We start from the raw sequence: 23,796 nt of genomic DNA, 5'->3' as shown, positions 1-23,796 counted from the left end.
TTGGTTATCACCGATCCTGCCGGGAGACGGTAATGGATCGATAGCCATCCAGTTATATGCATTCGTGCATGTTTGCTCTCTGGAATTTGACACTCATTTCTGAAACATCAGATGATGCTCTCATGATTACTTGCAGCCGCCTGCCCATGATACGTTCCATGATGACCTCCTTCGGCGGGCCATAGGGTGTTTCGCGCGTAAATCCAACGCATACCCAAAGCCCCGCCACTAATGGTCGGGGCTTTTTCATGCTCCGGTCATGAACGAATACGACAAGGAGCGTGAGCATGTTGCAGATCCGCCCAGCCAGGTACAGCGATGCCGAGGCCGCTTTTGATATTCGGTTTCAGGCGATACGACACCAGTGTATTACTGTCTACACGTCAGAACAGGTTCAGGCCTGGACGGAGGTGCCGCTGACGGATCGGTACAGGGCCAATGTAGAGCGCCAGTACCATATTGCATGGTGGGGCGAAGTGGCGATTGCCACGGGGCTGATCGATTTAAAGTCCGCAGAATTGGGTGCCCTTTTTGTACTGCCTGCGTTCATGGGGCAGGGAGTTGGTAAGTCCATGATCAAGTATCTGGAACGGCTGGCGCTTAAGGCTGGGCTTGCCGAGATTCATCTGGACGCGACCCCGAATGCCACTGCGTTCTACCGCCGCTGCGGTTACCACGGAGAGGTTGCAGGTATATATATCTCACCTTCGGGACTTAAGCTGGCATGCACGCCCATGCGCAAACGATTAGTCGGCTGAGGTTGCGAGGGGCCACACCGGGGGGGTGCCCAAAAGCACGCGTCGTGCGGCCCTAGGCTATTTGCTTTAATACTCGTAAAAAACCCCGCGCACTGCCCTGCTCATCAATAATCTAAGATTTTTAGGCTAGGCCAGGTAGCAAGCCAGTTTTTCGATCTGACGCGCTCTAGATAAATCGGCTTTTTTTCCAGTTGGAATCTTGCTGTTGGTCGGACAACGAGATTGAAAAGGTCATCCAGCCCGAATGGAGCTGCCACTTCGATTACGTCATCCACTCCAAGCCTAACCGCGACCGCTGTCGCCGTTTCGCACCAGCCCGTCATGGCGTGTGCAACGGAGCTGTAAGGCATATCGTGATTGCGTACATGCATCCGTGCCTGGTTTTTCACTGACCAGTTCAATGAAGGCGCTAAAGAGAGCAGCTGGTTATCAGCCTACAAAGCATCTGTCCCTGCTCTTACTATTAGCACCCCCTTAAATCACCCTCCACCCCCCACCTCCCTTATGATGCTCATACAGCCCTCACCCACGGAACCTCCCATGTGCCTGATTGCATTCGCGTGGCGCCCTGGCCACGCCCAGCCGCTTATCGTTGCTGCCAACCGGGACGAGTTCTACGCACGCCCCACTGCTCCCCTAGCGGCTTGGCCAGACGCGCCGGGAGTATGTGCCGGGCGGGACCTGGAAGCCGGTGGCACTTGGCTAGGTATCGGGCCAGCGGGTCGCTTTGCGGTGGTGACCAACATCCGTGGCGGTGGTAAGACGCAGGGGCAGCGGTCCAGAGGTAAGTTGTGCGCGGCGTATCTGAAAGGCGACTGCTCGCTGCAGGCCTATGCCCACACCGTGCACACCCAGGCAGGTGAGTATGGGGGGTTCAACCTGCTGCTGGGCGACAGGCAGGCGCTGTATTACCTCAGCAGCCATACCGCACCCGAGGCCCTGGGTGAAGGGGTATATGGGTTGTCCAACGCTGGCCTGAACACGCCTTGGCCCAAATTACTGAAGGCTCGTGCGGCCTTGGCAGACCATTTGGATGATACGCCGGACACGTGGTTCGACATGCTCGCCAACCCTGAACCTGCGGAGGATGCCTACCTTCCGCAGACGGGCGTGGGGCTTGTGACGGAGCGGTTGCTATCGAGCATATTTATTGCCAGCGAAGCGTACGGCACACGGGCCAGTACTGTGCTGGTTACCCAGGCTAATGGGGCGAGAACCCTGATCGAGCGTAGCTTTGGGCCTGGGGGCAGGCCATTGGGGGAAGTGAAACGGGTGGTTCCGGCCTAGCCTGGATACGGCTCAGGTGGGTTGTTCCTGGGTTTTGCCCGGTGCCACAGCCTCCAATGCGTGTCAGAGGCTTTTCGGCGCGGCCGGGTTGATCATCCGTGCCAAGCCCTGGTTTTTCAGGGCCAGTTGCAGCGTGCTGTGCACCAGTTGTGGGTTGTCGATTTTCATCAATTGGGCCAGCAGCTCGCAGGATTTTTCATGGCTGACCTGGCGCAGCATCCATTTCACCTTGGGCAGGTTGGTGGCGTTCATGGACAGGCTGTCATACCCCATGGCCATCAGCAGCACAGCCGCAGCAGGGTCGCCGGCCATTTCACCGCAGATGCTTACGGGTTTGCCCTCGGCATGGGCCTCGGTCACTACATGCTGCAGGGCCATCAGTACGGCCGGGTGCAGGTAGTCATACAGGTCGGCTACACGCGGGTTGTTGCGGTCCACCGCTAGCAGGTACTGGGTCAGGTCGTTCGAACCTACGGACAGGAAGTCCACCTGGCGTGCCAAGTCCCGGGTCTGGTACACGGCAGCAGGGATTTCCACCATCACGCCAATCGGCGGCATCGGCACGTCGGTGCCTTCGTCGCGCACCTCGCCCCAGGCCCGATGCAGCAGGTGCAGGGCCTCTTCAAGTTCATGGGTGCCGGAAATCATCGGCAGCAGGATGCGCAGGTTGTCCAGGCCTTCGCTGGCTTTGAGCATGGCCCGCGCCTGCACCAGGAAGATTTCCGGGTGGTCGAGCGTGACCCGAATGCCGCGCCAGCCTAGGAAGGGGTTTTCTTCCTTGATCGGGAAGTAGGACAAGGCCTTGTCGCCGCCGATATCCAGGCTGCGCATGGTGACGGGCAACGGGTGGAAGGCGGCCAGTTGCTCGCGGTAGATCGCCGTCTGCTCTTTCTCGGACGGGAAGCGCTGGTTAATCATGAACGGCACTTCGGTGCGGTACAGGCCTACACCTTCGGCGCCACGCTGCTGGGCGCGGGCCACATCGGCCAGCAGCCCGGTGTTGACCCACAGCGGCATACGGTGGCCGTCCAGGGTTATGCAGGGCAGCTCACGCAGCGCGTCCAGGCCTTTGGCCAGTTCGCGCTCTTCTTCGACCACGGCAGCGTATTGCTTGGTGAGGATGTCGCTGGGGTTGGTGAAGACCTCGCCATGGTAGCCATCGACGATCATCTTGATGCCGTCGACCTTCGAGTACGGTAGGTCTACCAGGCCCATGACCGTAGGAATGCCCATGGCACGCGCCAGGATCGCCACGTGGGAGTTGCCGGAGCCCATCACAGAGATAAGGCCCACCAGCTTGCCTTCGGGCACTTCCCCTAGCATGGCAGGCGACAGCTCTTCACTCACCAGAATGGTGTTGTCAGGGTACACCAGGGTTTGCTGCCGCTCCTGCTGCAGGTAGGCCAGCAGGCGGCGGCCAAGGTCTTTCACGTCCGAGGCGCGCTCGCGCAGGTAAGCGTCGTCCATCAGCTCGAAGCGGTTTACATGCTCGGTGACCACCTGGCGCAGCGCACCCTGGGCCCACTGGCCGGTCTTGATCACGTTACGCACTTCGCTGCCCAGCGAGGCGTCGTCCAGCATCATCAGGTACACATCGAACAGGGCACGCTCTTCTGGCCGAAGCTGGGTTGCCAGCTTTGCCGAGAGGGTACGCATGTCGTTGCGCACGCCTTCAAGGGCCGTTTCGAACAGCTGTATTTCGGCCTGGATGTCCGTAACGGTGCGGTCTGGCACCACCTCCAGGTCTGCCGGAGGCAATACCACGACCGCAGTGCCCACGGCAGCGCCTGGTGAGCCAGGAACACCTACGAAACGTGCCTCCTGAGTGCCTTTGCCTTGGCGGCCCAGCCCGCGAATGGAGCCTGTGGCTTCGGCATGGGCGATAACGCCGGCCAATTGCGCACTCATGGTCACCAGGAAGGCCTCTTCGCCTTCATCGAACTGCCGGCGTTCCTTTTGCTGGATCACCAACACACCCACCACCCGGCGGTGGTGGATGATGGGCGCGCCTAGGAACGAGGCATAGCGCTCTTCGCCCGTTTCGGCGAAGTAGCGATAGCGGGGGTGGTCTGCTGCGTTTTCGAGGTTCAGGGGTTCTTCGCGCGTGCCGACCAGGCCCACCAGGCCCTCGTTGGGCGCCATGCTCACGCGGCCAATGGAGCGTTTGTTCAAGCCCTCGGTGGCCATCAGTACGAAACGGTTAGATTCCGGGTCCAACAGGTACACCGAGCATACTTGGCTGCTCATGGCTTCCTGCACGCGGATGACAATGATCCCCAACGCCGTTTTGAGATCTTTGGCGGAGTTTACTTCCTGAACGATCTTGCGCAGCGTATTGAGCATGGCTCGGGGTCGAACTCCGTCGTCAGTCGCGCGATAACAGGCGTGGGGCCAATTCTTTCAAGGCTCGACGGTACACTTCCCGCTTGAAAGTGACCACCTGGCCCAGGGGGTACCAATAGCTGACCCAACGCCAGCCATCAAATTCCGGTTTTCCGGTCAGGTCCATCCTTACACGCTGCTCATTGGACACCAGCCGCAGTAGGAACCATTTCTGCTTCTGCCCTATGCACAATGGCTGGCTATGGGTACGGACCAGCCGCTGTGGCAGGCGGTAGCGCAGCCAACCGCGGGTGCAGGCGAGGATTTCCACGTCCTGACGCTCAAGGCCGACTTCTTCATTAAGCTCGCGATACAAAGCCTGCTCGGGCGTTTCCTCAGGGTTGATGCCTCCCTGGGGAAACTGCCAGGCGTCCTGATTGATTCGGCGCGCCCATAGCACCTGGCCAGCATCATTGGTAAGGATGATGCCAACATTGGGGCGGAATCCATCGGGGTCGATCACGGCAGCAACCTCGCAAACGCATGTTCAGGCATTGTTCCACAAAGCCCGGCAGAGCGGCAACGAGGCGTTCAGCCTTATGTGCAGCATTCATAAAAGGCCGTATTCTGTGGGCCATTTCCGCCATTAATGCGAGCCAATTCATGCGCCTGGCCCTTTTTGACCTTGATAACACGCTGCTTGGCGGCGATAGCGACCATGCCTGGGGTGATTACCTGTGCGCAAAAGGCATACTGGACCCGGTGGCCTACAAGCAGCGTAACGATGAGTTCTACCAGGATTACCTGGCAGGCAAGCTGGATTTGCAGGCCTACCTGAACTTCAGCCTGGAGATTCTGGCGGCTACCGAGCCGGCACAACTCAAGCAATGGCATGACGCATTCATGCGCGAGTGCATTGAACCCATCATTTTGCCAAAGGCCCTGGCGCTGCTGGAAGAGCACCGTGCAGCAGGCGATAAGTTGGTGATCATCACAGCCACCAATCGTTTTGTTACGGGCCCTATTGCCAAGCGCCTGGGTGTTGAAACCCTGCTGGCCACAGAATGCGAAATGAACGGTGATCGCTACACGGGCCGCAGTACAGACGTGCCCTGCTTCCGTGAAGGCAAGGTCACACGCCTGGAGCGCTGGCTGGGCGAAAACGGGCTGAACCTGGAAGACAGCTATTTCTATAGCGACTCGATGAACGACATGCCCTTGCTTGAGCGTGTAGCGCACCCTGTAGCCGTAGACCCGGACCCTGTGTTGCACGGCGAGGCCATGCGCCGGGGCTGGAAGGTTATTTCACTGCGCGAGTAAGTGCCTACCCTGTAGCAGGCACTGCAGCGTGGTAGCCGCCCAGGTTCGCCCGCTGCGCGCGGGCTCCAACAAAAGGCAGGTGCTACCCGAGGAACAGCTGGTAGGCCGGGTTGTCGGTTTCATCCCAGAAGGGATAGGCGATCTCTTCGAGTGCAGCGATTACCTCAGGCCGCTCAGCCTCTGGAACCTGCAGGCCTGCTACTACGCGGCCATCTGCCGAGCCATGGTTGCGGTAGTGGAACATCGAGATATTCCAGCGCCCCCCCAGCTTGTTCAGGAAGTTGAACAGCGCACCTGGCCGCTCCGGGAATTCGAACCGCAACACCATCTCGTCGCTCACCTTCACCGCATGCCCACCCACCATGTGGCGTATGTGCAGCTTGGCCAGCTCGTTGTCAGTCAGGTCCTGTACGGGGAACCCCTGGTCGGTGAGGTTGGCGATCAAGGCTGAGCGTGGATCGCTGATTGGGTGCGTCTGCACGCCCACGAATATGTGCGCCTCGTGCCCACTGTGGTAGCGGTAGTTGAATTCCGTGATCTGCCGCTTGCCCACTGCTTCGCAGAAGGCTTTGAAACTGCCAGGCTGTTCAGGAATGGTGACGGCGATAATGGCTTCGCGCCCTTCGCCCAGCTCTGCCCGCTCAGCCACATGGCGCAAGCGGTCGAAATTGACATTGGCGCCCGAGTCGATGGCAATCAGCGTCTGCCCCGTGACGCCCCGGCTTTCCACGTATTTCTTGATGCCTGCAACACCCAGCGCACCGGCAGGTTCAGTAATGGAGCGCGTGTCGTCGAAGATATCCTTGATGGCCGCGCAGATCTCGTCGCTGCTCACCGTGATCACTTCGTCCACATAATGCTGGCAGATGTCGAAGGTGTGCTTGCCGATCTGCGCCACCGCCACGCCATCGGCAAACAGGCCCACTTGGGACAGTACCACCCGTTCGCCGGCGGCCATGGCCGCTTGCAGGCAGTTGGAGTCGTCCGGCTCTACGCCGATGATCCGCACTTCAGGCCGCAGGTATTTCACATAGGCCGCGATACCGGCGATCAGCCCGCCGCCACCGACCGGCACGAAGATGGCGTCCAGCGGCCCGCGGTGCTGACGAAGGATCTCCATGGCCACCGTGCCCTGGCCGGCGATGGTGTCAGGGTCGTCATACGGGTGAACGTATACGTAGCCCTGCTCTTCCACCAGCTTGAGGGACCAGGCCAGTGCCTCGGGGAAGGAATCGCCTTGCAGTACCACTGTGGCGCCACGCGAGCGAACCCCTTCGATTTTGATCTCTGGGGTGGTGGTAGGCATCACGATCACTGCCTTCACACCCATTTCGCGAGCGGCCAGTGCCAGGCCCTGGGCGTGATTGCCCGCTGAGGCGGTCACTACACCACGGCTGCGCTCCGCGTCGGTCAGGTGAGACAGCTTGTTGTAGGCGCCCCGGATCTTGAAGGAAAACACCGGCTGCAGGTCTTCGCGCTTGAGCAGTACCTGGTTTTGCAACCGTCGCGACAGCTGGTTGGCGAGCTGCAAGGGGGTTTCAACGGCCACGTCGTAAACGCGCGAGGTGAGAATCTTCTTTACGTACTGTTCGAGCATGGGCGCACAGGGTCACTGCTGAGAGGTACAGGGCTTGTGAGTCTAACCCAGCGTTCTGTGCCGCCACCACACTCGAAGGCCATCGATGGCTATAATGCTGCCCCTTCTTGAACACCAGCCGCTTGCGGAGCCCTAGCATGACCCAGGATCAACTCAAACAGGCCGTGGCCCAGGCGGCCGTCGATCACATTCTGCCCGGCCTGAACGACAAGAGCATCGTCGGCGTAGGCACCGGGTCGACTGCAAACCTGTTCATCGACGCCCTGGCCCGCCACAAGGGTGCCTTCGATGGTGCAGTCGCCAGCTCCGACGCCACGGCCGCACGCCTCAAGGGCCATGGCATTCCCGTGTATGACCTCAATGCAGCAGGCGAGCTGGAGTTCTACGTGGACGGCACCGATGAGAGCGACGAGCGCCTGCACCTGATCAAGGGCGGCGGCGCGGCCCTGACGCGGGAAAAGATCGTGGCGGCGGTGGCCCAGCAGTTCATCTGTATTGCCGACGCCAGCAAGCTGGTCCCTGTGTTGGGGCAGTTTCCGTTACCCGTTGAAGTAGTGCCCATGGCCCGCAGCCACGTAGCTCGCGAGCTGGTGAAACTGGGAGGCGATCCGGTGTACCGGGACGGCGTGCTGACAGACAACGGCAATATCATCCTTGACGTACACAACTTCCACATCACCGACCCCGTGGCGCTGGAAGCCAGCATCAACCAGATCGTGGGGGTAGTGACCAACGGCCTGTTCGCCGCGCGCCCTGCCGACCTGCTACTGCTGGGTACTGCCGAGGGTGTGAAGCGGTATACCCGCTGAGGCTAATGAACGGGCTGCGGCTCAAAACGATAAAACAGATTCGGCTCGCTCACGATATATAAAGTGCCCTCGGCATCCATAGCGATACCTTCGGCTTGGGGCACATTGCGCTTCAAGCCGGCCGCCCCCGCGACCAGCGACAGGCTGGCCACCGGCTTGCCGTTGGTGTTGAGCTCAACCAGCACCCGCGATTCGTCGGAGACCACCATCAGGTGCCCCGTGCGGGGGTCGAACTGCAGGCTGGACAGGTCTTTCACGAACATGGCCCGGTCCCGCTCCGGGTTTTCCGCGATGCTAACGGCAACAGGCCCTGCCCCACCCATGGGAAACCCGCTCACTTCATAGATGCGCACCGGGTCGCGCTCCTTGGCCACGAACAGGCGCTTGCTGGCGCCGTCATAGGCCAGGCCCTCGAAACCTTTGTTGCCATTGAGGCCTAACCCCAATGAAAGATGGTGCGCATCGGCTGCATTCAGGCGCTGGGTGTGATCGTCCACTTCCACCTGCACCAGCCGCTGCTGCCGCTCATCACTGATCACGTAAGTGCCAGGGGCGATGTATTCCACCGCTTCAGGGTCATCGAGCCCCTCAAGCGGAATGCGCCGCAACACCTCGCCTTCCAGCGAAAGCTCTATCAGCTCTGGCTGTTTATTGGTGACGGTAAAGAGGGTGTTACGATCCGGGTCATAGGTCAGCGCCGAAATATTGTCCAGGCCTGCCAAGGGCAGGGCCTCGAGCGTAACCCGGTAATGGTCAAGCCCTATGGCAGACGTATCGGAAGAAAACCACCGGCTCACCTCGAACCAGAGCCGAGCAGGCACAGGGGACCGGTAGGCCAGGCTGGCGCCTACCACCAACACAGCAAGGAACAGACAAAAACGCACAGGGCGAGCAGATAATAGCGAGAGCATGGAGGTATCGTTCAGGAAGAAACCTGCCGATAAAACCATATTTCCCTGAAGCGCGACTTAAGCGCAGGCCTATTTTTTCTTGAAGGCGTAGAACAGGTTAGGTTCACTGACCATATACAGCGTGCCCTGCTCGTCCAGCGCAACACCCTCGGCACGAGGAATGGTGTTCTTGATGCCATTGAAGCCACCGAGCAAGGCCATGAAGCTGACCGGCTTGCCTTCTGGGTTGGCCTCCATCAACAGGTGCGAATCGGCTGAAAGCAGTAGAAGGTTGCCAGTACGAGGATCGATATCCATGGCCGACAAATTGCGCATGTCCAAGGCATCGCTGGCCACGGGCTGCTTGTCTACGACAAAGCGGCCGTTGTCTGCCTGCTTGAGGCTGAACAGTTCTAGCGGGCGCTCCTGCCCCAACAACAGTCGCTGATGCTTGGCATCCCAGGCAACACCTTCAAACCCTTTGTTCTGGTTGGGGGACGTGCCTAGGTCCACGGCTGGAAACGCTTGGTAGTTCAGGGTTGTTGTCTCTGGCTGTACGGTAACCACCACCAGGGTATGCAGGCGCTCATCGGTGATTGCCAGGCGCCCGTCACCCAGCATGGCCACACCCTCCGGGTTGGCCCAGCCCACAAGGGGAATCTTGCGCAGCACATCCCCTTGCAGGCTCAGTTGAACCAGAAACGGATGTTTACCCATCACCGCGTACAGGGTATGGCTGACCGGATCGTAGGTCAGGTCCGAGGCCTCGTCGTCTTCCATGCCAGGCAGCGGCTTGGCATCGATGGTGGCGCGGTAACCCGGTAGCCAGACCGCTTGTGCCTGCTCGGCCGAGGAAGTGAAGTACTCCTTGAACCACAACACCGCGCGATCGTCCCAGTGCAACACGGCCGCGATCACGTAGGCCACTATCAGCACCAAGGCGCTTAGCAATAACCGCCGGCGATCCGGCGAGCGCCGGCTACCAAGGGCGTTGGGCGAAGTGGCAGTGCTGGACATAAGCGTTACCTGCGGTCGGGTGCGGAATGCTGGCGTATTATCCGTACCCGATGTGAAAAAATCGGGAAACCCGACCGCTTCGAACTCAACGCTTCAGAGCACTCGGGTTTCGACGCGAGTGGCGCCTGGCAACTCGATCACTAGTTCATCACCGCTCGCCAACGGGCCAACGCCTACAGGTGTGCCGGTGAGCACCACATCACCCGCTTGCAGCGAGAATTGGGCTGCCATGTGCTGGATCATCGGCACGATGGCATTGAGCATCATCCCGCTGTTACCGTCCTGCCGAACCTCGCCGTTTAAGGTAAGGCGCACAGGAATGTCGGCCAGGTCCGGAAACTGGCTGGCAGGGACGAAGGGCGACAGCACACAAGCACCGTCGAATGACTTGGCGATTTCCCAAGGCAGGCCTTTTTCCTTCAGCTTCGCTTGCACGTCACGCAGCGTAAGGTCCAAGGCAGGTGCGAAACCGGAAATGGCGTCTCGCACTTCTTCCTCGCTGGGCTGGTTGGACAGCGGCTTGCCCAGCAACACGGCAATTTCGGTTTCATAATGGACCGACCCACGGCCTTCGGGAATCTTGAACCCGCCCTCGGCGGGCACAACGCAACTGCCCGGCTTGATGAACAACAAAGGCTCGGTGGGCACCGGGTTGTTCAGCTCTGCGGCATGTTCGGCATAATTGCGGCCAATGCACACCACTTTCCCTAACGGGAAATGAATGTGGGCGCCGTCGGCGTACTGGTGCTGGTAGTTCATGATCGACCCCTTAGGTTCTGTCTGAAATATATCTGTGCTCGGTGATGCTGCGTTGAAAGCAGGCTCGGAATGCTCATTTACAACCAGTAAACTCCGCTTCCTCGCCTGCTTTCGCCTTGCCTGACCTTCGCACAAACATATTTCAGACGGAACCTAGTAACACTCAAGCAGATAAGCGAACCCGTAATTCTCTCATACGCTGCCTGAGGCATCTTCACGTCTGAGCGCGGGCGTCAAGGAAGGCGAACATGCTAGCATAAGCCCCCGCTGCAGGGCTGCTCAGGTGCAGCGCGCACGTAGCGGTCGTTCTTCTCCCCGCCATTTTTTCGGAACCAGGTTTAAGCAGATGAGCAAGACTTCTCTCGACAAGAGCAAGATCAAGTTCCTTCTTCTCGAAGGCGTACACCAGACTGCCGTGGACACGCTCAAGGCGGCCGGTTACACCAACATCGAGTACCACTCCAGCTCCCTGCCCGAAGCGGACCTCAAGGCCAAGATCGCCGATGCCCATTTCATCGGTATTCGTTCGCGTACGCACCTGACCGAAGAGCTGTTCGACTGTGCGAAAAAACTGGTAGCGGTCGGCTGCTTCTGCATTGGAACCAACCAGGTCGACCTCAACGCTGCCCGTGAACGCGGTATTGCCGTCTTCAACGCGCCCTACTCCAACACCCGTTCAGTGGCCGAGCTGGTACTGGCCGAGGCCATTCTGCTGCTACGGGGCATCCCTGAAAAGAACGCCTCCTGCCACCGCGGTGGCTGGATCAAGAGCGCCGCGAACTCGTTCGAGATCCGTGGCAAGAAGCTCGGCATCGTCGGCTATGGTTCGATCGGTACGCAGCTGTCCGTACTGGCCGAGGGCCTGGGCATGCAGGTGTTCTTCTATGACCCGCTGACCAAGCTGCCGCTGGGCAACGCTACACAGGTGCCTACGCTCAAGGAGCTGCTGGGCCTGGCGGACATTGTGTCGCTGCATGTACCTGAGTTGCCGTCCACCAAGTGGATGATTGGTGAAGAAGAAATCCGCGCCATGAAAAAAGGCGGCATCCTGATCAACGCGGCCCGCGGCACCGTGGTGCGCCTGGAAGCTTTGGCCGAAGCGATCAAAGACAAGCACTTGATCGGCGCAGCCATCGACGTGTTCCCGGTGGAGCCGCGCTCCAACGAAGACATTTTCGAGAGCCCTCTGCGTGGCCTGGACAACGTGATCCTCACCCCGCATATCGGTGGTTCCACCGCCGAAGCCCAAGCCAACATCGGGCTGGAAGTGGCAGAGAAGCTGGTCAAGTACAGCGACAACGGCACTTCCGTATCGTCGGTCAACTTCCCCGAAGTGGCTTTGCCGGCTCACCCTGGCAAGCATCGCCTGTTGCACATCCACGAGAACATTCCGGGCGTGCTGAGCGAGATCAACAAGGTGTTTGCGGAGAATGGCATCAACATCTCCGGTCAGTTTCTGCAAACCAACGAGAAGGTCGGCTATGTCGTCATTGACGTGGACGCCGAATACTCGGACCTGGCACAAGCCAAGTTGCAGCACATTAACGGCACCATTCGCTGCCGCGTATTGTTCTGATGGCATCGGCCGCCCTGAAAGGGGCGGCGTACGCTACAACGTAAGCATGTGAGCTTCACTGTGCCTCACAAAGGCAGCTCGCCCCGGCGGCGCAACCAGCCGGTCAGCGAGCGCCGCTCCCGCATGGCTGGCATCACTTCATGGGGAACCTGCCCCGACATGAAGGCCACGAATGCGCCCCCCGTAGGCACCACGTCATGTACTCGCTGATCAGGCAGGTACAGGCGCAGCTGGCCTCCGTCTTCGGGTAACCAGGCGTCATTCAGATACAAAACGGTGGACACCACGCGTCGGTCGTCGTCGTTGAAGCGGTCCAGGTGGCGCGTGTAATAGCCACCCTGTGGGTAGCAGGCAAAATGCCCCTCAAAATCCTCCAGCCCCAGGTAAAGGGACTGGTTCAAGCTCTGCCGCAAGCAATCCATCAGTGTGAGCCAGCTGTCGACAGGCGCAGACTGCCCTGGCTCCACCCAGTCGATAGCGTCGCCGCGGATACCTTCGCGAACCTGAGCGCCGATGCCACGCCCTGTCGCTGCAGGCGTAAGCAGCCCATCGGCCGCCCGGCGCTGGCAATCCGTGGCCAAGGCCTGGGTCAGTGCCGGCGGAAGGAAAATAGTGTGATGCGACCAGCCATGATCGGCGAGGTCGGAAGCGATACGCGTGAACAATGGGTGATCGAGGGCTATTTTCATCGACACATGTTAGCGATACGCCCGTGAAACAAACAGCACCTACGAAGCGCAGGCCGAGTTTCATCGGCTACTGCCTTGCCTCTCTCGACAAAGGCCGCCCTTGACACAGACAATAGCGCCCTGCCGACAGGAGTCCTTCATGCGTCGTTTTCTTTTCGTTGTGTTGATGTTCTGCGCCTTGCCGGCGTGGGCAGACCTCCACGACGCGCTTTACAAGGCTGCCGGCTGGCCAGAACAACGTGCTCATTTCACCGATGCGCTAAAGGCGGCTCAGCAACGCTACCAGAACAGCCTTCCACCGGCGGTGTTCCAAGCCTTGGTAAACAACAGCAACCAACGTTTTTCAGCCCAGACCGTCGATCAACGTGCTGAAGGCAGCCTGCGCCAGGCACTGGCAAACCCTCAGCCCGCCTTAACGTTCTTCCAGTCCCCATTGGGCCGCAAAGTAGTGGCGGCCGAGTTGTTGGCTACCCGCCCGGACCAACTGGCGCGCAATGCTCAGGGCCTGCCGAAGATGCAGGCCAGCGATACTCGCCAGTTGCTCATTGGCCACCTTTCCCGCGCCTTGCCTGCGCGTGAAGCAGGCGCCGAGGTGAGCCTGGCGATTGCAGGCGTGGCGGCTGACAGCCTCAGCTCAATGATTCCTGGGCTGCTAGGGGGCGCGCCGGCCCAGAGCATGCTCAATGGCCAACGTGAACGGTTGATGCAGCAGATTGGCACAGACCTGGACAACACCCTGCTGTACGTCTACCGAGGCCTTAGTGATCCGGAGCTGGAGGAGTTTGTGAACTTTGCCGAATCGCCGGAGGGGCATGCGTACTACCAGGCCGCACTGGCGGCGGTAAAGGCGGGGTTGGCGGTCGGGGCGCGGTAGCAGCACTACTATGCCGGCGGAGCCCTGGAACCTGACGCGTATGCCGTCACACCGGTTACAGATACTGCTCCAGAAACGGCAGGTATTGCGCACGAATATAGTCTGCCTCGTTGGCCAAATGGTGTCGGGCTGGAGGCAGGCGTAGTACTTCGGGCTGCTTGAACTTGCGCTCCAGCACCCGCAGGTTGTGCCGCCAGTCCACTGTCATGTCCTGCTCGCCCTGCACGATCAGTGGCGTAAGGGTGCACGCAGGCGCCGCTTCGATCCGGCGTACCCACTCCACCAGCGCACCTACCCACGCGGTTGGCAACCTCAAAGGCTGCAGAGGGTCTGCCTGCAGAAAGGGCAAAAAAGCTGGGTCATTGCTATTTTCGCTGAAGCGCCGGGCAATACCGTCCACAAAAGGGCTAAGCACGTGATAGCTCAACTGGGACCAGCCCCAGGCACGTGGGCGAACCAGAGGCGCCAGCAACATGAGGCGACCGTCCACAGGGCTGCTACTGCCTTTATGCAGCGCATGGTCGATCAGGATCGCACCCCCAGTGCTTTGCCCTAACGCATGCCAGGGCCGTGGCAGGCCCAGGGCTTGAGCTTGGGCAAACAACCCATCAAGGGTGGATTGGTAATGGCCAAAGTGTCGAATACTGGCGCGTGGCCCACTGGACAGCCCATGCCCTGGCAGGTCGCATGACACCACCGCCAGCCCGCAGCCCAAGGCCCAGGCAATCACATGGCGGAACAAGCCCATGTGATCGTAGAACCCGTGCAACAGAAACAGCGTGCCCCGTGGCTGACGAGGTAGCCATACCTGGCACACCAGCTCGAACCCTTCAGCCGCAAAGCGCCCCAGAAGCGTATCGAACCGCACGGCACTGCCTGGCAGGTCCAAGCCGTAGAAACGCTGATACGCTGCGCCTTGCTGGCAAGGCGCACACGTCTCGTTGAGCAAGGAAAGGCTGGCGCGCAGCCGATCAGGATGGAAGGTCGCAGTCATCAGGGTCACCCGGTTGTACGGGCAACCCTACCCCTGCCCACGGCTATTGAACAAGCACCTTCAGGCCGAAACCACCTCAGGCCTGGCACGGCGCGGGTCTGGCTGTGACGAGTTGGCTACGGCCGCTTCCTCGATAGCCTGCTGAATGGCCCGGCGACGTCGCTCTTCGGCACGGCGGCTGAAGAACCACACAAAGAACGTGAAGACAGACACCACCAGCAGAATAAGGCTGGCGATGGCATTGATCTCCGGCTTCACGCCCAGGCGTACCTGTGAGAACACCTCCATGGGCAGCGTAGTCGAACCCGGGCCGGCCACAAAGCTTGCTAATACCAGGTCGTCCAGCGACAGCGCGAAAGACATCATGCCGCCTGCTGCGAGCGAAGGCGCGATCATCGGAATGGTAATCAGAAGGAATACCTTCCAAGGCCGGGCGCCCAGATCCATGGCTGCTTCTTCGATGGACAGGTCCAGTTCACGCAGGCGGGCAGACACCACCACGGCTACATAGGCCGCACAGAAGGTGGTGTGCGCAATCCAGATAGTCGGCACCCCACGCTCCTGCGGCCAGCCGACTACCTGTGCCATGGCCACGAACAGCAGCAGCAATGACAGGCCGGTGATCACTTCAGGCATCACCAGGGGCGCCGTGACCAGGCCACCAAACAGGGTGCGGCCCTTGAAGCGAGGTACACGCGTTAGCACAAATGCCGCCAGCGTTCCCAAAATGACCGAGGAGATGGCGGTGTAGGTGGCAATTTCCAGGGAACGGAAGACCGCGCTCATCAACTGGTCGTTGTGTAACAGCCCTTGATACCACTTCACCGACCAACCGCCCCACACTGTCACCAGCCGGGAGGCGTTGAACGAGAAAATCACCAGGATCAGCATGGGCGCATAGATGAAGATCAACCCTGCCCACAGCATGAAGGTGGAGAACCGGAAACGAGACGTCATAGCTTGCCCTCCAGCTCTTTGGCCTGGCTACGGTTGAACAGCAGGATCGGAATGATCAACAGCACCAGCATCACAACGGCCAATGCGGATGCCACCGGCCAATCGCGATTGTTGAAGAACTCCTGCCACAGCACCTTGCCGATCATCAGGGTTTCCGGGCCACCCAGCAGCTCGGGAATCACGAACTCACCTACCACAGGAATGAACACCAGCATGCAACCGGCGATGATGCCGTTCTTCGACAGCGGCACGGTGATTTTCCAGAAGTTGTTGAAGCGGCTGGAGCCTAGGTCCGACGCCGCTTCAAGCAGGCTCTGGTCGTGTTTCACCAGGTTGGCAAACAGCGGCAGGATCATGAACGGCAGGTACGAATACACCACGCCAATGTACACCGCCAGGTTGGTATTCAGGATCTGCAGGGGCTGATCGATCACGCCCAGGTACATCAAAAAGCCATTGAGCAAGCCGTTGTTGCTCAACAGGCCCATCCACGCATACACGCGGATCAGGATGGCCGTCCAGGTGGGCATCATGATCAGCAGCAGTAGGACCGTTTGGGTTTCTTTCTTGGCAATGGACATGGCGTACGCCATGGGATAGCCGATCAGCACACACAGCAGGGTGCTGAAGAACGCCATTTTCAGGGAGCCGAAATAGGCCGCGAAATAGAGGTCGTCGTCGCCCAACAGCAGGTAGTTGGCCAGGTTGAGGGCGATATTGATCTTGCCCTCGGCGTACTGCCAGATGTCCGTGTAGGGCGGAATGGCCACGTCGGCTTCGGCAAAGCTGATCTTCAGTACGATGAAGAACGGCAGCATGAAGAACAGGAACAGCCATATGAATGGGACACCAATTACCCATTGCCGGCCGCCGGGCACCCAGCGGTTGTAGATGCGCTTGATTTTTTTTCGGTTCATGAACGAAGCACCACGCCGCTGTCGTCTTCCCACCACACGAACACTTCATCGTCCCAGGTAGGTCGGGCTCCGCGGCGCTCTGCGTTGGCCACGAAGGATTGCACGATCTTGCCGCTAGGCAGTTGCACGTAGAACACCGAGTGCCCGCCTAGGTAGGCAATGTCATGCACCTTGCCACGGGACCAGTTGTGCTCGGTGGTAGGCTGCTCGGTGGTCACCAGTAGTTTTTCCGGCCGTAGGGCGTAGGTCACGCTCTTGTCTTCAGCCGCCGTACTCACGCCATGGCCCACATAGATGCTACGTTCAAGCTCCGGTGAACTGATCAAGACATAGCCTTCCATGTCCTCGACCACCTGGCCTTCGAACAGGTTGACGTTACCGATGAACTCGCACACCAGGCGGCTGGTCGGCGTCTCGTAGATGTCCACCGGGCTGCCGATCTGAGCAATCCAGCCCAGGTGCATGATCGCCACGCGCTCGGCCATGGTCATGGCCTCTTCCTGGTCGTGGGTCACCATCACACAGGTAACGCCTACGCGCTCGATGATCTGTACCAGTTCCAGCTGCATTTCCGAGCGCAGCTTCTTGTCCAGGGCGCCCATGGGCTCGTCGAGCAACAGCAGCTTGGGCCGCTTGGCCAGGGAGCGCGCCAGGGCCACACGCTGGCGCTGCCCACCTGACAACTGATGCGGCTTGCGCTTGGCATACTGGGTCATGTGCACCAGCTTGAGCATTTCAGCTACGCGCGCATCGATTTCGGCGCTAGGCATCTTGTCCTGCTTCAGGCCGAAGGCAATGTTCTGCGCCACTGTCATGTGCGGAAACAGCGCATAGGACTGGAACATCATGTTGATGGGCCGCTTGTAAGGCGGCATATCGGTAATGTCCTCACCATCCAGGAAGATCCGGCCTTCCGTGGGCCGCTCGAAGCCGGCCAGCATGCGGAGCAAGGTCGACTTGCCCGACCCGGACCCGCCCAGCAGGGCAAAGATTTCGCCCTTGTGGATCTGCAGGGAAACGTCGTCTACAGCGACCGTTTCATCGAATTTCTTGGTCACCCGATCGATCTTGACCAACACCTCTTTGAGGTGCTGCCCGCCTTCGAGGGCTTTCTTGTAGGCACTGGAGGCAACGGCCATCAACGAACTCCCAACTTGTTCACGCGCCCGCCCAAAGTGGCGGGCAAAAGGTTAATTACTTGCCTGTCTTGATGCGCGTCCAGGAACGGGTCATCAAGCGCTGAATGTTTGGCGGCAGCTCATGGTTCACATATGCCTTGTCGAGCACGTCCTGTGGCGGGTACACCGCAGGGTCTTCGCTTACGGCTTTGTCCATGTCGGCTCGCGCCTCAGGGTTCGGGTTGGCATAGCCCACATAGTCACTGACCTGCGCAATCACCTTTGGCTCAAGCATATAGTTGATGAAGGCATGGGCGGCTTTCACGTCCGGCGCATCTGCAGGAATGGCCAGCATGTCGAACCAGAGGTTGCCGCCTTCCTTTGGAACGGCATAGGCAACGTTCACGCCGTTCTTGGCTTCCTTGGCACGGTTGCGCGCCTGGAATACATCCCCGGAGAAACCGGCTGCAACACAAATGTTGCCCGCTGACAGGTCGGTGATGTACTTGGAAGAATGGAAGTAGCGAATATAGGGCCGAACAGCCAACAACTTGGCTTCTGCCTTTTTGTAGTCATCGGGGTTGGTGCTGTTGGGGTCCAGCCCCAGGTACTGCAGAACGGCCGGCATCATCTCGTCCGGGGAGTCGAGGAACGCTACGCCACACTTCTGCAGTTTCTTCATGTTCTCGGGCTCGAAAAGCACAGCCCAGGAGTCGATCTTGTCTGTACCCAGCGCGGCCTTCACCTTGGCCACGTTATAGCCGATACCGTTAGTGCCCCACAGGTAAGGCACAGCGTATTGGTTACCTGGGTCGTTGGCTTCCAGCCGTTTCATCAGCGCAGGGTCCAGCTTGTTCCAGTTCGGTAGCTGGCTGCGGTCGAGCTTCTGGAATACGCCGGCTTTTATCTGCTTTCCGAGAAAGTGGTTGGACGGCACCACGACGTCATAGCCGGTACGTCCCGCCAGCAATTTGCCTTCGAGGGTCTCGTTGGAGTCGAACACGTCATAGGAAGGCTTGATACCTGTCGCTTTCTCGAAGTCGGCCAGGGTTGTCTCGCCAACATAGTCAGACCAGTTGTAGATCTTCACCTGCCCCGCTGCCTGGGCGCCGACTGCAAGGGCCAGGCCGGTGGAGAGCAGGATCGCTTTGCCAATTAGGGAGTGAGACAAATGTGTATCCTCTCGAAACGTGTTCTTTTCAGACGGCGATCGACCGACCAGAATGCGAAACCGGCGCGCAACTTACCTTCCATAAAGCAATTGGGCAAAATGAATTCTTTAAAAATCCGAAGGATAGGTCCGGTTGCCTGCCCGCCAAGCGGCGGGACAGGCCTCCAAGCCGACCGGTTTTACTTGCCCGACTTGATCTTGGTCCAGCTACGGGTCATCTCGCGTTGAGTGGCCGCCGGCAGGTCCGAAATCGCGTAGAACTTGGCTTTCACGTCGTCTGATGGGTAGATGTTGGGATCAGACTTGATTGCCTCGTCCACGAACTGAGTGGCCGCCTTGTTGCCGTTCGGGAACTGCACAGCGTTGGTGATTTCAGCCATCACTTGCGGCTTGAGCAGGAAGTTCATGAACTTATAAGCACCCTCGACGTTCTCGGCATCCTTGGGAATGGCCACCATGTCATAGAAGGTGCCTGCACCTTCCTTGGGAATGGTGTAGCTGACCTTCACCTTGCCGCCCGCTTCTGCCGCACGGGACTTGGCCTGCTGTACGTCACCCGAGTAGCCCACGGCCACGCAGATGTTGCCGGTGGCCAGGTCCGAGATGTACTTGGACGAGTGGAAGTACGTGATGCTGGGGCGAATGCTCAGGAACAGCTCTTCAGCTTTCTTCAACTCGTCCTTTTTCTGGGTATTGGTTGGCAGGCCCAGGTAATGCAGTGCCACAGGCAGCATTTCGGTCGGTGAGTCCAGGAAGCTCACGCCGCAGGACTTGAGCTTGGCGATATTCTCTGGCTTGAACAGTGTGTCCCAGGAGTCGATCTTGTCCACGCCCAGCGCAGCCTTGACCTTCTCAGGGTTGTAACCGATACCGATAGTGCCCCACATATAAGGGAAGGCATGGGCGTTGCCGGGGTCGCTGGCGTCACCTACCGCCTTGAGCAGCGACTCGTCCAGGTTTTTCCAGTTAGGCAGCTTGGCCTTGTCCAGTTCCTGGTAAACGCCAGCCTTGATCTGCTTGGCCAGGAAGTTGTTGGACGGCACCACAATGTCGTAACCGGACTTGCCCGCCAACAGCTTGGCTTCCAGGGTCTCGTTGCTGTCGAACACGTCGTACACCACTTTGATGCCCGACTCGTCTTCAAATTTCTTCACGGTGTCTGGTGCGATGTAGTCCGACCAGTTATACACATGAAGCACCTTGTCGTCAGCGTGCACTGCCCCGACTACGGCCCCCATCAATGACATGGCGAGCAGTGTCTTGCCAAATTTCTTCATCCGTCATGCTCCAAATTTTTTGATAACCACCTGTTGGGCGTCGGCGCCTTACCAGTCGGCGGTACGCTTGATCAAGCGCACCGCCGCACAGCCTAGCATTTAGCCATAAACTGCATTAAGCGTAAGGTCCAGGCACATGCGTGCTTTGGTCACCAACTCGTCGATTTCTTCGCGGTTGATCACCAAGGGCGGCGCAATGATCATGGTGTCGCCCACGGCGCGCATGATCAGCCCGTTGTCGAAACAGAACTGCCGACAAATCATGCCTACGCCTTGGCCCTCGTATCGCTGGCGCGTTGCCTTGTCTTTTACCAGTTCGATAGCGCCAAGCATGCCCAACCCCCGGACCTCGCCTACCAGCGGGTGGTCTGCGAGTTCCCGCAGGCGCTTTTGCAAGTACGGTGCCGTTTCGGCTTTAACTCGCCCTATGATGTTTTCGTCATGGAGCAGTCGCAAGTTGGCCAGGCCAACGGCAGCGGCCACCGGGTGGCCAGAATAGGTAAAGCCATGATTGAAGTCGCCGCCTTCGCTGATGACCTTGGCCACGCGATCCCGAACGATTACACCACCCATAGGCACATAACCGGAGGTCAGGCCTTTGGCAATGGTCATCAGGTCTGGCTCAAGGCCGTAGTAATCACTGCCGAACCACTCGCCAGTGCGGCCAAAGCCACAGATCACTTCATCAGCCACAAACAGGATGTCGTACTTGGCCAGGATTTCCTTGATGCGCGGCCAGTAGGTGTCCGGCGGAATGATCACGCCACCAGCGCCCTGAATCGGCTCGGCAATGAATGCGCCGACCTGGTCCACGCCCAGCTCCAGAATCTTCTCTTCCAGCTGGTTTGCGGCCCATACCCCAAAGGCGTCGGGCGACAGGTCGCCGCCTTCGCCGTACCAATAGGGCTGGGCAATGTGCACGATGCCCGGGATGGGCAGGTCGCCTTGTTCGTGCATACCGGACATGCCGCCCAGGCTGGCACCGGCGACGGTCGAACCGTGATAGCCATTGACGCGGCTGATGATGGTTTTTTTATGCGGTTTGCCTTGCAGTGCCCAATAGTGGCGAACCAGCCGCAGCACCGTATCGTTGCCTTCGGAGCCGGAACCGGTGAAGAACACATGGCTCATGCCTTCAGGTGCCACATCAACCACGGCCCGTGCCAGTTCCAGCGCAGGTGGGTGAGCGGTCTGGAAGAACAGGTTGTAATACGGTAGCTCGCGCATCTGGGTGGCCGCCGCCTGCACCAGTTCTTCACGCCCGTAGCCTACGGCGACACACCACAGCCCCGCCATACCGTCGAGGACCTTGTGGCCCTCGCTGTCCCAGAGATGGACACCCTGTGCCTTGGTAATGATGCGCGGGCCTTTCTCCTTCAGTTGTTTGTAATCACTGAAGGGCGCCAGGTGATGATCACTGCTCAGGGTTTGCCACTGCTGGGTTTGTGGGTTGTTGTTGCTCATGCTTGCCTCCTGGGCCGGCCAGCCCTGCAGGCTGGCCGGTGATGATCAGACCGCGAACAGCAGGAATTCCCGTTCCCACGAACTGATCACGCGTTTGAAGTTTTCATGCTCTGCCCGCTTCACCGCCACGTACCCGGTCACAAACTTGCGACCCAGGTATTTCTCGATGATCTTGCAGTTTTCCATCCGCTCCAGCGCATCCTCAATGGTCAGCGGCAGGCGCAGGTTGCGGCGCTCATAACCACGCCCATGAACCGGCGCACTGGGCGGAATGCCTTCTACCATGCCGATGTAGCCACACAGCAGGCTGGCAGCAATGGCCAGGTACGGGTTGGCGTCCGCACCAGGCAGGCGGTTTTCCACACGTCGGTTCTGCGGGGTGGCGTCTGGCACGCGCAAGCCGACTGTACGGTTCTCTTCGCCCCACTCCACGTTTACCGGGGCCGAGGTATCTGGCAGGAAGCGGCGGAACGAGTTCACATTAGGTGCGAACAAGGGCAGCGATTCGGGAATGTACTTCTGCAACCCACCCACATGATGCAGGAACAGCTGGCTCATGGAGCCGTCTTCGTTGGAAAAGATGCTCTTGCCTGTTTCCACGCTGACCACACTCTGGTGCAGGTGCATGGCACTACCTGGCTCGCCGGTCATGGGTTTGGCCATGAAGGTTGCGGCCACGTTGTGCTTGAGCGCGGCCTCGCGCATGGTGCGCTTGAACACCACGATCTGGTCCGCCAATGCCAGGGCGCTGCCGTGACGGAAGTTGATTTCCATCTGCGCCGTGCCGTCTTCGTGGATCAGTGTATCGAGGTCCAGGTTCTGCAACTCGCACCAGTCGTACACGTCCTCGAACAAAGGATCGAATTCGTTGGCGGCTTCGATGGAAAAGGACTGACGACCGGTTTCCGGCCGGCCGGAGCGGCCAATGGGCGGCTGCAGCGGGAAGTCCGGGTCGTCGCAGCGCTTGGTCAGGTAAAACTCCATCTCCGGCGCCACAATGGGCTGCCAACCGCGGTCGGCATACAACTTGAGCACTTTCTTGAGCACGTTGCGAGGAGACAGCTCGATCGGGTTGCCCTGCTTGTCATAGGTGTCGTGGATCACCTGCGCAGTAGGTTCGATGGCCCAGGGCACCAGGAACACAGCATGCTCGTCCGGGCGGCAGAGCATGTCGATGTCGGCCGGGTCCAGCAGCTCGTAATAGATGTCGTCTTCTACATAGTCACCCGTCACGGTCTGCAGCAGTACGCTTTCCGGCAGGCGCATGCCTTTTTCGGCAATGAACTTGTTGGTCGGCGAAATCTTGCCGCGGGTAATGCCGGTCAGGTCACTGATCAGGCATTCGACTTCAGTGATCTTGTGCTTTTTCAACCAATCAGTGAGCTGGTCGAGGTTGGTACTCATAAATACCTCAGGAGGTAAGGGCCTGGCCTGAAGAAGGCCTGGTGTGTTTGACGCCTGTGCGTCAGCGTGTGGTGCGCGGTGCTCGGGCATACCTTGCGCGCTGAAAGCACCCAGGCCGGTATGCCCTGTAAAGTGTTAAAGCCATGTGCTGCAGGCGCGCCTGTGCTGCCGCCGGCCGGCAAGGCAGCCGGGCACGCAGGGGCGACTTCTGGCAGTATGGTAATACGAACAGGTAAAGATTCGGGGCGCGCCGCGGTCGAGCCGCAAGCGTTGTAGTGATAGGGTGTCGCTGTACCGGCCAACGGCTGCAAAACATGCAGTGGCCCTGCAAACCAGGCATTTGCGCCGAAGCGGACCAGGCGTGCCATGATACTCCCCGTTATTGTTGCTGTTCTGGGATGTAGCCGAGCTTAGCGTCGTTCAATTTTTTACACAACACCCTGTAAAAAATTCGGCACAAGCCAAAAAGGAGAGTTGCAGCATGTTGGATAACTTATCGGAAAACGCACCTTAAATGGGCAATCAGGCCAGGAATGCCTTGTAAAAAGGCGCTCAGAGGCCCGCTTGACTTCGTATTGGCTTTCGGATTGACTGAG

General features: G+C 59.3%; 21 protein-coding genes and 1 pseudogene. 6 read left to right on the top strand and 16 right to left on the bottom strand.

Going from position 1 to position 23,796, the window contains the following annotated elements; genetic code table 11:
- Nucleotides 1-287 precede the first annotated feature (287 nt).
- Entirely contained in the window at nt 288-758 is a 471-nt protein-coding gene (locus tag ACSAMW_RS15925) for a GNAT family N-acetyltransferase (RefSeq protein ID WP_500591108.1), read from the top strand.
- 104 nt (nt 759-862) lie between these two features.
- Here ACSAMW_RS15925 and ACSAMW_RS15920 read toward each other — a convergent pair.
- Nucleotides 863-1,183 (bottom strand): annotated as a pseudogene (locus ACSAMW_RS15920) (nucleotidyltransferase family protein); the annotation flags it as partial.
- Nucleotides 1,184-1,298: 115 nt separating this feature from the next.
- On the opposite strand from ACSAMW_RS15920, the gene ACSAMW_RS15915 reads away from it, so the two are divergent.
- A complete protein-coding gene (locus ACSAMW_RS15915; RefSeq protein ID WP_500591107.1) occupies nt 1,299-2,045 on the top strand; it encodes an NRDE family protein in 747 nt (248 codons plus the stop codon).
- Nucleotides 2,046-2,108: 63 nt separating this feature from the next.
- Here ACSAMW_RS15915 and ptsP read toward each other — a convergent pair whose 3' ends face one another.
- Complete coding sequence (ptsP, locus tag ACSAMW_RS15910; RefSeq protein WP_500591106.1) at nt 2,109-4,388, bottom strand: phosphoenolpyruvate--protein phosphotransferase; 2,280 nt, start codon at nt 4,386-4,388, stop codon at nt 2,109-2,111.
- A gap of 22 nt (nt 4,389-4,410) precedes the next feature.
- Complete coding sequence (locus tag ACSAMW_RS15905; RefSeq protein ID WP_181113787.1) at nt 4,411-4,890, bottom strand: RNA pyrophosphohydrolase; 480 nt, start codon at nt 4,888-4,890, stop codon at nt 4,411-4,413.
- Between the two features lie 140 nt (nt 4,891-5,030).
- On the opposite strand from ACSAMW_RS15905, the gene ACSAMW_RS15900 reads away from it, so the two are divergent.
- Nucleotides 5,031-5,687 carry a histidinol-phosphatase gene (locus ACSAMW_RS15900; RefSeq protein ID WP_500591105.1) on the top strand — a complete coding sequence of 219 codons (657 nt, stop codon included), beginning with the start codon at nt 5,031-5,033 and terminating at the stop codon, nt 5,685-5,687.
- 82 nt (nt 5,688-5,769) lie between these two features.
- Here the strand turns inward: ACSAMW_RS15900 and ilvA are convergent, their stop codons facing one another.
- The gene (gene ilvA, locus ACSAMW_RS15895; protein ID WP_500591104.1) at nt 5,770-7,284 is read right to left on the bottom strand and encodes a threonine ammonia-lyase, biosynthetic; all 1,515 of its coding nucleotides are present in this window, start codon (nt 7,282-7,284) and stop codon (nt 5,770-5,772) included.
- A 137-nt stretch (nt 7,285-7,421) separates the two neighbouring features.
- On the opposite strand from ilvA, the gene rpiA reads away from it, so the two are divergent.
- A complete protein-coding gene (gene rpiA, locus ACSAMW_RS15890; RefSeq protein ID WP_500591103.1) occupies nt 7,422-8,093 on the top strand; it encodes a ribose-5-phosphate isomerase RpiA in 672 nt (223 codons plus the stop codon).
- Nucleotides 8,094-8,095: 2 nt separating this feature from the next.
- Here rpiA and ACSAMW_RS15885 read toward each other — a convergent pair whose 3' ends face one another.
- The 3 genes from ACSAMW_RS15885 to ACSAMW_RS15875 all read right to left on the bottom strand — a co-directional run bounded on the left by ACSAMW_RS15885 (nt 8,096) and on the right by ACSAMW_RS15875 (nt 10,759).
- Nucleotides 8,096-9,004, bottom strand: a complete 909-nt coding sequence (locus tag ACSAMW_RS15885; protein WP_500591102.1) for an SdiA-regulated domain-containing protein — start codon at nt 9,002-9,004, stop codon at nt 8,096-8,098.
- 69 nt (nt 9,005-9,073) lie between these two features.
- Entirely contained in the window at nt 9,074-10,000 is a 927-nt protein-coding gene (locus tag ACSAMW_RS15880) for an SdiA-regulated domain-containing protein (protein WP_500591101.1), read from the bottom strand.
- A 93-nt stretch (nt 10,001-10,093) separates the two neighbouring features.
- Nucleotides 10,094-10,759 carry a fumarylacetoacetate hydrolase family protein gene (locus ACSAMW_RS15875; protein ID WP_500591100.1) on the bottom strand — a complete coding sequence of 222 codons (666 nt, stop codon included), beginning with the start codon at nt 10,757-10,759 and terminating at the stop codon, nt 10,094-10,096.
- A gap of 346 nt (nt 10,760-11,105) precedes the next feature.
- Here ACSAMW_RS15875 and serA point away from each other — a divergent pair, with 346 nt between their 5' ends.
- Nucleotides 11,106-12,335 (top strand): phosphoglycerate dehydrogenase, encoded by a 1,230-nt coding sequence (gene serA / locus ACSAMW_RS15870; protein WP_500591099.1) that lies wholly within the window; start codon nt 11,106-11,108, stop codon nt 12,333-12,335.
- Nucleotides 12,336-12,400: 65 nt separating this feature from the next.
- On the opposite strand, the gene ACSAMW_RS15865 is transcribed toward serA, so the two are convergent.
- Complete coding sequence (locus ACSAMW_RS15865) at nt 12,401-13,024, bottom strand: 2OG-Fe(II) oxygenase (protein WP_168085258.1); 624 nt, start codon at nt 13,022-13,024, stop codon at nt 12,401-12,403.
- A gap of 139 nt (nt 13,025-13,163) precedes the next feature.
- Between ACSAMW_RS15865 and ACSAMW_RS15860 the strand changes: the two genes are divergently transcribed.
- The gene (locus ACSAMW_RS15860) at nt 13,164-13,898 is read left to right on the top strand and encodes a hypothetical protein (RefSeq protein ID WP_500591098.1); all 735 of its coding nucleotides are present in this window, start codon (nt 13,164-13,166) and stop codon (nt 13,896-13,898) included.
- 55 nt (nt 13,899-13,953) lie between these two features.
- On the opposite strand, the gene bipL is transcribed toward ACSAMW_RS15860, so the two are convergent.
- The 8 genes from bipL to ACSAMW_RS15820 form a co-directional block, all read right to left on the bottom strand.
- Nucleotides 13,954-14,892 carry a phospholipase BipL gene (bipL, locus tag ACSAMW_RS15855; RefSeq protein WP_500591097.1) on the bottom strand — a complete coding sequence of 313 codons (939 nt, stop codon included), beginning with the start codon at nt 14,890-14,892 and terminating at the stop codon, nt 13,954-13,956.
- 60 nt (nt 14,893-14,952) lie between these two features.
- Entirely contained in the window at nt 14,953-15,849 is an 897-nt protein-coding gene (locus ACSAMW_RS15850) for an ABC transporter permease subunit (RefSeq protein WP_500591096.1), read from the bottom strand.
- Complete coding sequence (locus ACSAMW_RS15845) at nt 15,846-16,727, bottom strand: ABC transporter permease subunit (protein WP_168085344.1); 882 nt, start codon at nt 16,725-16,727, stop codon at nt 15,846-15,848. The genes ACSAMW_RS15850 and ACSAMW_RS15845 overlap by 4 nt, the downstream gene beginning before the upstream one ends.
- A 35-nt stretch (nt 16,728-16,762) precedes the next feature.
- Nucleotides 16,763-17,905 carry a polyamine ABC transporter ATP-binding protein gene (gene potA, locus ACSAMW_RS15840; RefSeq protein WP_500591095.1) on the bottom strand — a complete coding sequence of 381 codons (1,143 nt, stop codon included), beginning with the start codon at nt 17,903-17,905 and terminating at the stop codon, nt 16,763-16,765.
- A gap of 55 nt (nt 17,906-17,960) precedes the next feature.
- On the bottom strand, nt 17,961-19,055 hold the full coding sequence (locus tag ACSAMW_RS15835) for a polyamine ABC transporter substrate-binding protein (RefSeq protein ID WP_500591094.1): 1,095 nt from the start codon (nt 19,053-19,055) through the stop codon (nt 17,961-17,963).
- Nucleotides 19,056-19,234: 179 nt separating this feature from the next.
- The gene (locus ACSAMW_RS15830) at nt 19,235-20,332 is read right to left on the bottom strand and encodes a polyamine ABC transporter substrate-binding protein (RefSeq protein ID WP_500591093.1); all 1,098 of its coding nucleotides are present in this window, start codon (nt 20,330-20,332) and stop codon (nt 19,235-19,237) included.
- Between the two features lie 99 nt (nt 20,333-20,431).
- Nucleotides 20,432-21,796 (bottom strand): aspartate aminotransferase family protein, encoded by a 1,365-nt coding sequence (locus ACSAMW_RS15825; protein WP_500591092.1) that lies wholly within the window; start codon nt 21,794-21,796, stop codon nt 20,432-20,434.
- A 45-nt stretch (nt 21,797-21,841) separates the two neighbouring features.
- Nucleotides 21,842-23,200 (bottom strand): glutamine synthetase family protein, encoded by a 1,359-nt coding sequence (locus ACSAMW_RS15820; RefSeq protein WP_168085266.1) that lies wholly within the window; start codon nt 23,198-23,200, stop codon nt 21,842-21,844.
- Nucleotides 23,201-23,796 lie beyond the last annotated feature (596 nt).

The organism is Pseudomonas sp. AB39(2026) (assembly GCF_059831485.1).
This window is presented reverse-complemented; position numbering and strand designations above follow the sequence as displayed.

What these genes read in the sequence shown, in the direction of transcription:
- ACSAMW_RS15880 (WP_500591101.1), bottom strand. Translation starts at nt 10,000, where the DNA reads ATGTCCAGCACTGCCACTTCGCCCAACGCCCTTGGTAGCCGGCGCTCG.
- ACSAMW_RS15865 (WP_168085258.1), bottom strand. Translation starts at nt 13,024, where the DNA reads ATGAAAATAGCCCTCGATCACCCATTGTTCACGCGTATCGCTTCCGAC.
- ptsP (WP_500591106.1), bottom strand. Translation starts at nt 4,388, where the DNA reads ATGCTCAATACGCTGCGCAAGATCGTTCAGGAAGTAAACTCCGCCAAA.
- rpiA (WP_500591103.1), top strand. Translation starts at nt 7,422, where the DNA reads ATGACCCAGGATCAACTCAAACAGGCCGTGGCCCAGGCGGCCGTCGAT.
- ACSAMW_RS15830 (WP_500591093.1), bottom strand. Translation starts at nt 20,332, where the DNA reads ATGAAGAAATTTGGCAAGACACTGCTCGCCATGTCATTGATGGGGGCC.
- ACSAMW_RS15850 (WP_500591096.1), bottom strand. Translation starts at nt 15,849, where the DNA reads ATGACGTCTCGTTTCCGGTTCTCCACCTTCATGCTGTGGGCAGGGTTG.
- ACSAMW_RS15860 (WP_500591098.1), top strand. Translation starts at nt 13,164, where the DNA reads ATGCGTCGTTTTCTTTTCGTTGTGTTGATGTTCTGCGCCTTGCCGGCG.
- ACSAMW_RS15900 (WP_500591105.1), top strand. Translation starts at nt 5,031, where the DNA reads ATGCGCCTGGCCCTTTTTGACCTTGATAACACGCTGCTTGGCGGCGAT.
- ACSAMW_RS15875 (WP_500591100.1), bottom strand. Translation starts at nt 10,759, where the DNA reads ATGAACTACCAGCACCAGTACGCCGACGGCGCCCACATTCATTTCCCG.
- serA (WP_500591099.1), top strand. Translation starts at nt 11,106, where the DNA reads ATGAGCAAGACTTCTCTCGACAAGAGCAAGATCAAGTTCCTTCTTCTC.
- ACSAMW_RS15915 (WP_500591107.1), top strand. Translation starts at nt 1,299, where the DNA reads ATGTGCCTGATTGCATTCGCGTGGCGCCCTGGCCACGCCCAGCCGCTT.
- ilvA (WP_500591104.1), bottom strand. Translation starts at nt 7,284, where the DNA reads ATGCTCGAACAGTACGTAAAGAAGATTCTCACCTCGCGCGTTTACGAC.
- ACSAMW_RS15825 (WP_500591092.1), bottom strand. Translation starts at nt 21,796, where the DNA reads ATGAGCAACAACAACCCACAAACCCAGCAGTGGCAAACCCTGAGCAGT.
- ACSAMW_RS15925 (WP_500591108.1), top strand. Translation starts at nt 288, where the DNA reads ATGTTGCAGATCCGCCCAGCCAGGTACAGCGATGCCGAGGCCGCTTTT.
- ACSAMW_RS15820 (WP_168085266.1), bottom strand. Translation starts at nt 23,200, where the DNA reads ATGAGTACCAACCTCGACCAGCTCACTGATTGGTTGAAAAAGCACAAG.
- potA (WP_500591095.1), bottom strand. Translation starts at nt 17,905, where the DNA reads ATGGCCGTTGCCTCCAGTGCCTACAAGAAAGCCCTCGAAGGCGGGCAG.
- bipL (WP_500591097.1), bottom strand. Translation starts at nt 14,892, where the DNA reads ATGACTGCGACCTTCCATCCTGATCGGCTGCGCGCCAGCCTTTCCTTG.
- ACSAMW_RS15885 (WP_500591102.1), bottom strand. Translation starts at nt 9,004, where the DNA reads ATGCTCTCGCTATTATCTGCTCGCCCTGTGCGTTTTTGTCTGTTCCTT.